General features: G+C 70.3%; 6 protein-coding genes. 2 read left to right on the top strand and 4 right to left on the bottom strand.

Features of this window, described 5'->3' with window-relative positions:
* Nucleotides 1-39: 39 nt before the first annotated feature.
* Both treS and ACSHXC_RS12085 read right to left on the bottom strand, forming a co-directional pair.
* Complete coding sequence (treS, locus tag ACSHXC_RS12090; RefSeq protein WP_438291583.1) at nt 40-1746, bottom strand: maltose alpha-D-glucosyltransferase; 1707 nt, start codon at nt 1744-1746, stop codon at nt 40-42.
* The gene (locus ACSHXC_RS12085; protein WP_438291582.1) at nt 1743-3839 is read right to left on the bottom strand and encodes an alpha-1,4-glucan--maltose-1-phosphate maltosyltransferase; all 2097 of its coding nucleotides are present in this window, start codon (nt 3837-3839) and stop codon (nt 1743-1745) included. The genes treS and ACSHXC_RS12085 overlap by 4 nt, the downstream gene beginning before the upstream one ends.
* Before the next feature lie 348 nt (nt 3840-4187).
* Here ACSHXC_RS12085 and glgP point away from each other — a divergent pair, with 348 nt between their 5' ends.
* The gene (gene glgP, locus ACSHXC_RS12080) at nt 4188-6821 is read left to right on the top strand and encodes an alpha-glucan family phosphorylase (protein WP_438291581.1); all 2634 of its coding nucleotides are present in this window, start codon (nt 4188-4190) and stop codon (nt 6819-6821) included.
* Nucleotides 6822-6982: 161 nt separating this feature from the next.
* Here glgP and ACSHXC_RS12075 read toward each other — a convergent pair whose 3' ends face one another.
* Nucleotides 6983-9016, bottom strand: coding sequence for a M4 family metallopeptidase (locus ACSHXC_RS12075; RefSeq protein ID WP_438291580.1), 2034 nt, complete (start codon nt 9014-9016; stop codon nt 6983-6985).
* 203 nt (nt 9017-9219) lie between these two features.
* Entirely contained in the window at nt 9220-10128 is a 909-nt protein-coding gene (locus tag ACSHXC_RS12070; protein ID WP_438291579.1) for a TetR/AcrR family transcriptional regulator C-terminal domain-containing protein, read from the bottom strand.
* Nucleotides 10129-10244: 116 nt separating this feature from the next.
* Here ACSHXC_RS12070 and ACSHXC_RS12065 point away from each other — a divergent pair, with 116 nt between their 5' ends.
* Nucleotides 10245-11768 (top strand): MFS transporter, encoded by a 1524-nt coding sequence (locus tag ACSHXC_RS12065; RefSeq protein ID WP_438291577.1) that lies wholly within the window; start codon nt 10245-10247, stop codon nt 11766-11768.
* Nucleotides 11769-12035 lie beyond the last annotated feature (267 nt).

The following is a 12035-nucleotide window of genomic DNA, read 5'->3' as shown; positions in this document are numbered from 1 at the left end:
GGGCGGAGCGGCCAAAACCGCTCCGCCCGGCGCTACGGGTCAAGTGACGGCGGGGTCCTTCCGCAGCCGGAACCAGTAGAAGCCGTGGCCGGCCAGGGTGAGGAGGTACGGCCACTCGCCGATCGCCGGGAAGCGCACCCCGCCGATCAGCTCCACCGGATGCATTCCGTTGAACGCCCTCAGGTCCAGCTCGGTGGGCTGCGGGAAGCGCGAGAAATTGTGCACGCACAGCACCAGGTCGTCGCCGGACTCGCGCAGGAAGGCGAGGACGGCCGGGTTCGACGACATCAGCTCGGTGTACGAGCCGAGCCCGAAGGCGTGGTTCTGCTTGCGGATCTCGATCATCCGCCGGGTCCAGTGCAGGAGCGAGGACGGCGAGGCCATGGCCGCCTCGACGTTCGTCACCTGATAGCCGTAGACCGGATCCATGATCGTGGGCAGATAGAGCCGCCCCGGGTCGCAGGAGGAGAAGCCCGCGTTGCGGTCCGGGGTCCACTGCATCGGGGTGCGCACCGCGTCGCGGTCGCCGAGCCAGATGTTGTCGCCCATGCCGATCTCGTCGCCGTAGTACAGGATCGGCGAGCCGGGCAGCGAGAGCAGCAGCGCGGTGAACAGCTCGATCTGGTTGCGGTCGTTGTCGAGCAGCGGGGCGAGTCGGCGCCGGATGCCGATGTTGGCGCGCATCCGGGGATCCTTGGCGTACTCGGCGTACATGTAGTCGCGCTCTTCGTCCGTGACCATTTCGAGGGTGAGCTCGTCGTGGTTGCGCAGGAAGATGCCCCACTGGGCGTTGCGCGGAATGGCCGGGGTCTTGGCGAGGATTTCCGAGACCGGGTAGCGGGACTCGCGGCGCACCGCCATGAAGATGCGCGGCATCACCGGGAAGTGGAAGGCCATGTGGCACTCGTCGCCGCCCTTGGCGAAGTCGCCGAAGTAGTCGACGACGTCCTCGGGCCACTGGTTGGCCTCGGCGAGCAGCACCGTGTCCGGGTAGCTCGCGTCGATCTCGGCCCGTACCCGCTTGAGGAACTCATGCGTCGCCGGAAGGTTTTCGCAGTTGGTTCCCTCCTTCTGGTACAGGTAGGGCACCGCGTCGAGGCGGAAGCCGTCGATGCCGAGGTCGAGCCAGAAGCGCAGGGCGGAGACGATCTCCTCCTGCACGGCCGGGTTCTCGTAGTTGAGGTCCGGCTGGTGGGAGAAGAAGCGGTGCCAGTAGTACTGCTTGCGGACCGGGTCGAAGGTCCAGTTCGACGTCTCGGTGTCGACGAAGATGATCCGGGCGTCCTGGAACTGCTTGTCGTCGTCGGCCCAGACGTAGTAGTCGCCGTACGGGCCCTGCGGGTCCTTGCGCGACTCCTGGAACCACGGGTGCTGGTCGCTGGTGTGGTTCATGACAAAGTCGATGATCACGCGCATGCCGCGCTGGTGGGCGGCGTCCACGAATTCCACGAAGTCGGCGAGATCGCCGAACTCGGGCAGGACCGCGGTGTAGTCCGAGACGTCGTAACCGCCGTCGCGCAGCGGCGATTTGAAGAACGGCGGCAGCCAGAGGCAGTCGACGCCCAGCCATTGGAGATAGTCCAGCTTGGCGGTGATGCCCTTGAGATCCCCGACGCCGTCGCCGTTGCTGTCCTGGAAGGACCGCACGAGCACCTCGTAGAACACCGCTCGCTTGAACCACTCGGGGTCGCGGTCCTTGGCGGGGGTGTCCTCGAAGGTGTCGTGGACGGGCTCGTTGACGATCATGGTGTGGGTGACCCTCCGATCGGCGGGGACGGTCGCAGGACCAGGATGTGCGCGGGTGCTCGGCCCGGCTCCAGACGCACGTAATTGGCCCTGCCCCAGTGATAGGTCTCACCGGTGAGCTCGTCGCGCACCGGGAAGGACTCGTCCCATGCGAGGCCGAGTTCCGGCATGTCCAACGAGACCGTGGCCTCCTGGGTGTGGTGGGGGTCGAGGTTGGCGACCACTAGTACGGTGTTCGACCCCGCGCGCTTGCTGTACGCGATCAGCGCGTCGTTGCCGGTGTCGTGGAAGTGGACCGAGCGCAGCTGACGCAGCGCCGGGTTGCGGCGCCTGATGCGGTTCAGCGAGGTGATCAGCGGGGCGATGGAGCGGCCCTCGCGCTCGGCCGACTCCCAGTCGCGGGGCCTCAGTTGGTACTTCTCGGAGTTCAGGTACTCCTCGCTCCCGGGCTTGGCCGGGGTGTTCTCGCACAGTTCGTATCCGGCATAGACACCCCAGGCGGGGGAGAGCGTCGCGGCGAGCGCGGCCCGCACCTCGAAGGCGGGCCGGCCGCCCTCCTGGAGGTAGCCGTGCAGGATGTCCGGGGTGTTCACGAAGAAATTGGGCCGCATGTAGGGCGCGGACTCGCCCGCCAGCTCGGTGACGTATTCGGTGAGCTCATGCCGGGTGTTGCGCCAGGTGAAGTAGGTGTACGACTGCTGGAAGCCGATCTTGGCGAGGGTGCGCATCATCGCGGGCCGGGTGAACGCCTCGGCCAGGAAGATCACGTCCGGGTCGGTGCCGTTGATCTCGGCGATGACCTTCTCCCAGAAGACCACCGGCTTGGTGTGCGGATTGTCGACCCGGAAGATCCGAACGCCGTGCCCCATCCAGAACCGCAGCAGCCGCACCGTCTCCTCGATGAGGCCCGGCATGTCCTGCTCGAAGGCGATCGGGTAGATGTCCTGGTACTTCTTCGGCGGGTTCTCGGCGTACGCGATCGTGCCGTCCACCCGGTGGTGGAACCACTCGGGGTGCTTGTCGACCCAGGGGTGGTCGGGGGAGCACTGGAGGGCGAAGTCGAGGGCCACCTCCAGGCGCAGGTCGCGGGCGGCGGCCACGAAGTCGTCGAAGTCGTCGAGGGTGCCGAGGTCGGGGTGGACGGCGTCGTGCCCGCCGTCGGCCGAGCCGATCGCCCAGGGCACGCCGACATCCCAACGCCCCGCCTTCAGACTGTTGTTGGGGCCCTTGCGATAGGTGGAGCCAATGGGGTGGATGGGCGGCAGATAGACCACGTCGAAGCCCATCGCGGCGACCGCGGGAAGCCGCTCGGCCGCGGTGCGGAAGGTGCCGGAGACCGGCGGGGCACCCTTGGTGACCACTGCCCCCTCCGAGCGCGGGAACAGCTCGTACCAGGACCCGAACAGCGCGCGCTCGCGCTCGACGAGCAGGGGCATGGGCGCCGAGCAGGTGACGAGCTCGCGCAGCGGATGCGCCGCGAGGGCGGCCACCGCGGCCGGGGCGAGGGCGGCCGCGAGCCGCTTCCTCGGTGTGCGGCTCGTGTCGCGCAGGGCGTCCACCGCGGCGAGCACCGCCTCGCGGCCCTCGGCCTTGGGCACCCCGGCCGCGGCCCGCTCGTACAGCGCGGCGCCCTCCGCGAGGACGAGCTCGGTGTCCTGGCGGGCCGGGATCTTGATGGCGGCCTGGTGGCGCCAGGTCGCCACCGGATCGCTCCAGGCCTCGACGGTGTACGTCCACCGGCCCTCGGCCGCCGGGGTGATCTCGGCGCCCCAGCGGTCGGTGCCGGGGGCGAGCTCGCGCATCGGGGTCCAGGGGCCCGGCCTGCCTCCCGGGTCTCTCAGTACGACATTGGCGGCGACACAGTCGTGGCCTTCGCGGAAGACGGTGGCGGTGACCTGGAAGCTCTCGCCTGCCACCGCCTTCGCGGGCCTTGTGCCGCACTCGACGGCGGGGTGTACGTCGAGCACGGGGATGCGGCCGATTGACGGGTTCGGGTTCACGGGCTCACCTGCGGGTGATTGGTAGGGTTTGCCGCGTTTGCGGGAATCTGTCCTTTTTAGCTGCTCCGTTGACGGCTGACCGGCTGCGGGCATGGCCGCTCCTGTCCGCGTTCACTCGAATGGCGTGCGGGAGAGACTGCGGGAATGCGTCACCGGGGGAGCCTTCCACGGTGTGCGGGTGGGCATTCCGGCAGTTTGTTAACTACCTGCGCGTAACGGTTCAGACAAGGAAAGCGCCGTGCCTTTCGACGACAACGGCCCAAACTTTGCCTACCCGTAGGTCATGTGATGCTCCGTCAGGTGATGGTCGAAATCGGCGGGGCCGGGCCGCGAGGCGCTGTGGTTGACGAGGGCGCACCGGCACTACCTTCGGGGGTGAAGGAGGGGCGCACATCGCGGTGTGCCCACCCCGGTACGTAGGTCCCCTGCAAAGGTGGAAGCGTGAAGGCAATCCGTCGATTCACCGTGCGCCCTGTCCTGCCCGACGCCCTCCGGCCGCTCAGCGACCTCGCGCGCAATCTGCGCTGGTCCTGGCACACCGAGACCAGAGAACTCTTCCAGTCCGTGGACCCCGACGGCTGGCGGGCGGCGGGTGAGGACCCGGTGCGCCTGCTGGGTGCCGTCGGCGCCGCCCGCCTCGACTCGCTCGCCCAGGACCGCCGGTTCCTGCGCAGGCTCACCGCCGCCGCCGACGACCTCGACGACTATCTGCACGGCCGCCGCTGGTACCAGGAGCAGAGCGGCGAACTCCCTTGTGCCATCGGCTACTTCTCTCCCGAATTCGGCATCACCGCGGCCCTGCCGCAGTACTCCGGCGGGCTCGGCATCCTCGCCGGCGACCATCTCAAATCCGCCAGCGACCTCGGCGTACCGCTCATCGGGGTCGGCCTCCTCTACCGGCACGGCTACTTCCGCCAGTCGCTCTCGCGCGAGGGCTGGCAGCAGGAGCACTACCCCCTGCTCGACCCCAATGAGCTGCCCGTCTCGCTGCTGCGCGAGGAGGACGGCACCCCGGCCAGGGTGTCCCTCGTGCTGCCCGGCGGCCGCGCCCTGCACGCCGTCATCTGGCAGGCCCGGGTCGGCCGGGTGCCGCTGCTCATGCTCGACTCCGACGTCGAGGAGAACGCGCCCGGCGAACGCGACGTCACCGACCGGCTCTACGGGGGCGGCAGCGAGCACCGGCTGCTCCAGGAAATGCTGCTCGGCATCGGCGGGGTGCGGGCGGTGCGGACGTACTGCCGGCTCACCGGGCACCCGGCGCCCGAGGTGTTCCACACCAACGAGGGCCATGCCGGTTTCCTCGGGCTCGAACGCATCCGTGAGCTCGCGGGCGAAGGGCTGGAATTCGACGCCGCCCTCGAATCGGTGCGGTCCGGGACCGTCTTCACCACCCACACCCCGGTGCCGGCCGGAATCGACCGGTTCGACCGCGAGCTGGTCGCCCGCCACCTCGGCGACGACGGCGAGCTGCCCGGGGTGCCCGTCGAGCAGATCCTCCAGCTCGGCATGGAGACCTACCCCGGCGGCGAGCCCAACCTCTTCAACATGGCCGTCATGGGCCTGAGGCTCGCCCAGCGCGCCAACGGGGTCTCGACCCTGCACGGCGCGGTCAGCCGCGAGATGTTCGCGGGCCTTTGGCCGGGGTTCGACGCGCAGGAGGTGCCGATCACCTCCGTCACCAACGGCGTGCACGCCCCGACCTGGGTCGCGCCCGAGGTCTTCCGGCTCGGCGCACGTCAGATCGGCGCGGGCCGCACCGAGGACGCGCTGACCGTCGGCGGCTCCGAGCGCTGGGACGCGGTCGCCGACATCCCGGACTCCGAGATCTGGGAGCTGCGCAGGGAGCTGCGCGAACAGCTCGTCATCGAGGCCCGCGAGCGGCTGCGGGCCTCCTGGCGCCAGCGCGGCGCGGGGTCGGCCGAGCTCGGCTGGATCGACGGGGTGCTGAACCCCGACGTGCTCACCATCGGCTTCGCCCGGCGCGTTCCCTCGTACAAGCGGCTCACGCTGATGCTGCGCGACCGGGACCGGCTGATGGAGCTGCTGCTTCATCCGACGCGGCCGGTGCAGATCGTCGTCGCCGGCAAGGCGCATCCCGCCGACGACGGCGGCAAGCGGCTCGTGCAGGAGCTGGTGAAGTTCTCCGACGACCCGAGGGTCCGCCACCGGATCGTGTTCCTGCCCGACTACGGCATGGGCATGGCCCAGAAGCTCTACCCCGGCTGCGACGTGTGGCTCAACAACCCGTTGCGGCCCCTGGAGGCCTGCGGGACGAGCGGCATGAAGGCGGCCCTCAACGGCTGCCTCAACCTGTCCGTCCTGGACGGCTGGTGGGACGAGTGGTTCGAGCCCGACTTCGGCTGGGCCATCCCGACCGCCGACGGCGCGTCGACCGACGAGGACCGGCGCGACGAGCTGGAGGCCAACGCGCTGTACGACCTCATCGAGGACCGGGTCGCCCCGCGCTTCTACGACCGGGGCCCGGCGGGGCTCCCCGACCGCTGGATCGAAATGGTCCGCCAGACCCTCACCACCCTGGGCCCCAAGGTGCTCGCGGGGCGGATGGTGCGGGAGTATGTGACCCGCCTGTACGCGCCCGCCGCCGCGGCCCACCGGGCCCTGGACCCCTCCACGGCGAGGGAGCTGGCGCACTGGAAGGGGCGGGTGCGGGGTGCCTGGCCGCGGGTCGCGGTCGACCACGTCGAGGCCCTGGCCCCGGCGGCAGCGGCCCCCAACGGCACCGCGGAGCTCGGCTCCACCCTCGCGCTGCGGGTCCGCGTCGCACTCGGCGAGCTCGGGCCCGACGACGTCGAGGTGCAGGCGGTGGCGGGCCGGGTGGACGCGGCCGACACCATCGCGGACGCGGCGACCTTCCCGCTGAAACCGGCGGGCGGCCCGGACCTGGAGGGCCGCTGGATGTACGAGGGCCCCCTCGCGCTCGACCGCACGGGCCCGTTCGGCTACACGGTCCGCGTGCTGCCCGCCCACCGCCACCTGGCCACCCACGCGGAGCTGGGCCTGATGGCGGGCCCGACGGAGGCGACCGGGGAGGGCGCGGGCGTGCTCATGCGCTGAGCCGCGTACACCCGCGGACATGGGCGGTGCCCGGAGCCTCGTGGGCTCCGGGCACCTTCACTTTCCGGCCAGCCGCCTGGTCAGAAGGTGAGCTTCCAGAGGGTGAACTTCCGGGAGATTGCCGGGAGTTCGGAGTCGGAGCGGTTCTGAACCGAAGCGGTTCAGAAGGAGAGCTTGAAGTCGGTGATGGTGCCGACGTCCTGCCGCGCCTTGTCCTGGACCTTCAGCTTCCACACGCCGTTCGCCGCGACACTGGAGGCGTTCACGGTGTACGTCTTGTTCAGGTTCGCGGTCGAGTCCGAGGACGAGTTCTGCAGACGGAACGAGGTGCCGTTCGGGGCCACCAGGTCGATCTGGAGGTCACCGATGTAGGTGTGGGTGATCTTCACACCGACCTTGAGGGCGGACGGCGCGTTGCCGGTGATGCCCGAGACGGTGACCGGGTCGGTGACCGCCGCGCCCGGGTAGTCCGGGATGGCCACCTGCGCCGTGCTCTCGAAGACCTTGCCGCCGGGGTCGCCGCCGCCGGCGCGGGCGCCGACGTTGATGGCCGCCCAGGCGTTGGTGATGTTGGTGACCTCGGCGCTGTTCGCGCCGTACAGCTCGGTCGCCGCGGCGATGGTGCCGTCGCGGGCGCCCGCGTAGTCCGTGCTGGAGTTGAACTTGGTGGTCAGCGCCTTGTACCAGATGAGCTGGGCCTTGTCGCGGCCGATGCCGGTGACCGGCAGGCCGTCGGAGGTCGGCGAGTCGTAGCTCACGCCGTTGATGACCTTGGCGCCGCTGCCCTCGGAGGCCAGGTAGAACCAGTGGTTCGCCGGGCCCGAGGAGTAGTGGACGTCGAGGTTGCCGACGCCGGAGTACCAGCTGTCCGCGGAGCCGCCGTCCTTGCTCGGCTTGTCCATGTAGCGCAGCGGGGTGCCGTCACCGTTGATGTTGATCTTCTCGCCGATGAGGTAGTCACCCGGGTCCGACGCGTTGTTCGCGTAGAACTCCACCGAGGTGCCCATGATGTCGGAGGTCGCCTCGTTCAGGCCGCCCGACTCGTCGGCGTAGTTCAGGCCCGCGGTGGCGGCGGTGACGCCGTGCGTCATCTCGTGACCCGCCACGTCCAGCGAGGTCAGCGGGTCGTTGTTGCCCGAGCCGTCGCCGTACGTCATGCAGAAGCAGCTGTCGTCCCAGAACGCGTTGACGTACGCGTTGCCGTAGTGGACGCGGGAGTACGCGCCGACGCCGTCGCCGCGGATGCCGCTGCGGCCGAAGACGTTCTTGTAGAAGTCCCAGGTCTCGCCGGCGCCGTAGGCGGCGTCCGCACCCGCCGTCGCGGCGTTGGAGTTGGTGCCGTCGCCCCAGGTGTCGTTGGTCTGGGTGAACAGCGAGCCCGTACCGGACGAACCGTGGTTCAGGTTGTACGTCTTGTGCCCGCCGCGCCCGGCGTCGGTCAGGGTGTAGTTCGACCCCGACTGCGAGGTGCCGAGCGTGACCTGACCGCTGTAGTGGGTGTTGCCGACACCGGTCTCGATGCCCTGCCACTGGTGCAGCTTGGCGCCCGTCCTGGCGTCCGTGATGACGTGCAGCTGGTTCGGGGTGCCGTCGTCCTGCAGCCCGCCCACGACCGTCTCGTACGCGAGGGTCGGCGCGCCCTTCACCATCCAGATGACCTTGCGGGCGCTGTCGGCCTTGTCCGCCTTCGAGCCGGCGGCCTTGGCCGCCTTGAGAGCCTGGCCCTCGGCGGCGGCCGGGGCGTTGGCGGGGGCGGCGGTCGATATGCCCTTCAGCTGCGCGCTGTTGGCCTTGCTGACGCCCTTGGTCTTGCCGGCCGCGGTGTCGACCATCAGGTCGCCGCCGAGGACGGGCAGACCGTCGTAGGTGCGCTCGTAGCGGGTGTGCGTGGTGCCGTCCTGGTCCTTGGACACATCGTGGACGACGAGCTTCTCCTGTGCGCTGAGCCCGAGCTCCTTGGCCGTGGCCGCCGTGGTGGCCGTGGCCTGGCGTATGAGCTCGGCGCGCTGGGAGGGGCTGAGGCCGGCGGGCAGGGCGCCCGGGTTGCGTACCGCCTGGGCCTTGAGGGCCGCGGTGGCCGCGGAGTCGTCGGGGCGTGCGCTGGCGCTACCTGCCTGGACGCCGACACTGAGCATGGCGGCTGCGGCGATCAGGGCGCCGGTGGCGGTGGCACGACGACGGTGCGTGGATCTCACGCGAACTCCTTCTGCGAGGGGGTTCCGGTCGACTGGGTGGGGTCGGCCGGGCAGAGCTGTGCGGAGCGAGTGCGGCAACAACGTGTTGTGCGTGAAAACTTTGTGCGTGGAACGGGGAGAGAGTGCCAGCAGAGGAGAACTACTGTCAGGAGCGCGTCAATAAGTTGGCCGAAAAACGTCCGTTGTCCGAAGGTTGCCGTTCGTTAAGCGGACGTTTCGGCAATGATGACGGCGATGCCATCGAGGAGTCGGTCGAGCCCGAAACCGAAGAGCGAGTCCAAGTCCAGCTCGAACGGCTCGTGTTCGAAGATGGTGGTCAGGACGGGGTAGCCGCCGCCCGACACGATGGCCGCAAAGCGACCCCCGTTCCGGTCCATCCATTCGTCGTTGGAGACGCCGGTGTCCTGGAGTGCGTGTCCCTCCAACTCCATGGCCACGCCCAGGCCTTGGACGAAGGCGATCAGGGTCAGATGCGCGTGCATGACCTGGTGCACGCCCAGGCCGGTGCCGCGCAGGGCCCGCAGGGTCCACTCGGTGTACTTCATCGCCTCGGGCATGGGATCGGGCCGGATGAACGACGCCATCGCCCGCGCCATCCACGGGTGCTTGCGATAGGTCGCCCACAACTTTCGTGCGGCGTGCGCGAGTTGGTCCCGCCAGTCCCCGGTCGGCCGGCCCGGGTGCGCCTCCCTGAACCCCACGTCCGTCATCAGCCGTACGAGCTCGCCCTTGCTCGGCACATGCCGGTACAGCGCCATAGTGGACGTGCCGAGGTCGCCGGCCACCCGCCGCATCGAGAGCCCGGCCAGGCCCTCGGCGTCCGCGATCCGGACGGCGGTGGCCACCACGGCCTCGCGGCTCAACGGCGCCGTTTCGTCCTGGGCGCGCGCCGGACGCGCCTCGGCGACCACCGTGCCGACACCCGGTACCGCCCGCACCAGGCCCTCGCGCGCGAGGGCCGCGAGCGCCTTGGTCGCGGTCGCCATCGCCACCCCCGACTCGCGCACGATGGCCCGCGTGGACGGCACCCGGTCGCCGGGCACGAGCTCCCCGGAAGCGATGCGGCGCCGGATGCCGGCGGCGATGGCGAGGTAGGGCGGCTGCTCGGTCACGGCGGGCAGTGTACTAGTGCGCGGGACGGCGTAATGCCCAGTGAGGACAAGGGAGTTCCAGGGGTGTACTAGCCCACTGATGGCGCCGTACGCGCAAGGCTGTTTCGCTACCCGGCATGGACACTACGACCGGCCCCCTCGCGGGCCGCACGGACCCGGCCGCGCAGCGCGCCGGACGCAGGGAATGGACCGCGCTCGCCGTCCTCATGCTGCCGCTGCTCCTCGTCTCGATGGACGTCTCCGTCCTCTACTTCGCCATCCCCTTCATCAGCGAGGACCTGGCGCCCAGCTCCACCCAGCAGCTGTGGATCCTCGACATGTACGGCTTCGTGCTCGCGGGGCTGCTCATCACGATGGGTGCGCTGGGTGACCGCATGGGCCGCCGCAAGCTGGTGCTCGCCGGGGCGGGCGTGTTCGGCCTCGCCTCGGTGGCGGCGGCCTACGCCGACTCTCCCCAACTCCTCATCGCGGTACGGGCGTTGCTCGGTGTCGGCGGGGCGGCGCTCATGCCCTCCACGCTCGCCCTGATCCGCAACCTCTTCCACGACGAGAAGCAGCGTGCCACCGCGGTCACCGCCTGGACCGGCGTCATGACGGCCGGCATCTCCTTCGGCCCGGTCGTCAGCGGGGCCCTGCTCGAACGCTTCTGGTGGGGCTCGGTGTTCCTCATCAACCTGCCCGCGATGCTCCTGCTGCTGATCCTGGCGCCGCTGCTGCTGCCCGAGGTGAAGCAGCCGTCCTCCGGCCGCTTCGACTGGCCGAGCGCGGTGCTGTCCCTGGCCGGGCTGCTCCCGGTGATCCAGGGAGTCAAGGAACTGGCCCGGGACGGGGTGGAGTTGCCGCCCGTACTGATGATCATGGCCGGATCTGTTCTTCTGTACGTGTTCGTCCGGCGCCAGTCGAGGCTCGCCCACCCTCTGGTCGACCTGGAACTGCTGAGGAGGCGCAGCTACGGCGGCGCGGTGCTCGCCAACCTCTTCGCCATCGCGGCGACCATCGGCATGGCGGTGTTCCTCACCCAGTACCTCCAGTCGGTGCTGGGCAAGAGCCCGTTCGAGGCGGCGCTGTGGAGCCTGGTCCCGGCGACGGGCGCGTTCGTGGGGGCGCCGACCGGGGCGGTGCTGGCCCGGAGCTTCGACCGGGGGGCGGTCATGGCGGGCGGCTTCGCGGTCTCCGCGTGCGGCTTCGGGGCACTGGCATGGGTGCGTACGGACTCGCCGCTCTGGTTCACCCTCGCCGCCTGCGCCGTCTACACCTCGGGCCTGGTGGCGGCCATGTCCCTGGCCAACGAACTCGCCCTGGGCGCGGCCCCGCCCGAGCGAGCCGGGTCCGCGGCGGCCGTCCTGGAATCCGGGCAGGAGCTGGGCGGCGCGCTGGGGATGGCGGTTCTCGGCTCGGTGGGGGCGGCGGTCTACCGCCACGGCATGGCGGACGCGCCGGCCGCGGCGCGCGAGACGCTGGGCGGGGCGGTGGCGAGCGTCCACGGGGGTGCGCTGGAGGCGGCGTTCTCGGCGTTCACCCGGGGCCTGGACTACGCGGCGCTTTGCGCTGCCGCGCTGATGGCGGGGGCGGCGGTGCTGGCCCTGACGCTGCTGAGGGCTAGGCGGGGTGAGGGGGGTTCTGCTCCCTCGGGGAGGTGAGGTGCGGAGGGTTCCGCTCGCTCGGGGGCTTGCGGTTGCTTCGACTGCGGGTCGTCCGCGGCTGGGCGCGCAGTTCCCCGCGCCCCTGGGGGTGTGGGCTGGCGGGGTTCGGCGTTCGGCCGGGTGTGGGGTGTTTCGGCTGCGGGTGGTCGAGGGCTGGGCGCGCAGTCCCCGCCCCGGGGGGGGCGGGGTGGGTGTTCGGCTGAGTGGCATCCCCTTTGGGGGCGCGGCGAACTGCGCGACCGGCCACGCGCGGTCCGCAGTCGA

It is taken from the genome of Streptomyces sp. HUAS TT7, from assembly GCF_051550175.1.
Lineage (GTDB): Bacteria > Actinomycetota > Actinomycetes > Streptomycetales > Streptomycetaceae > Streptomyces.
Note: the sequence above shows the minus strand (reverse complement) of the source record. Positions and strands in the feature narration are given on the sequence as shown.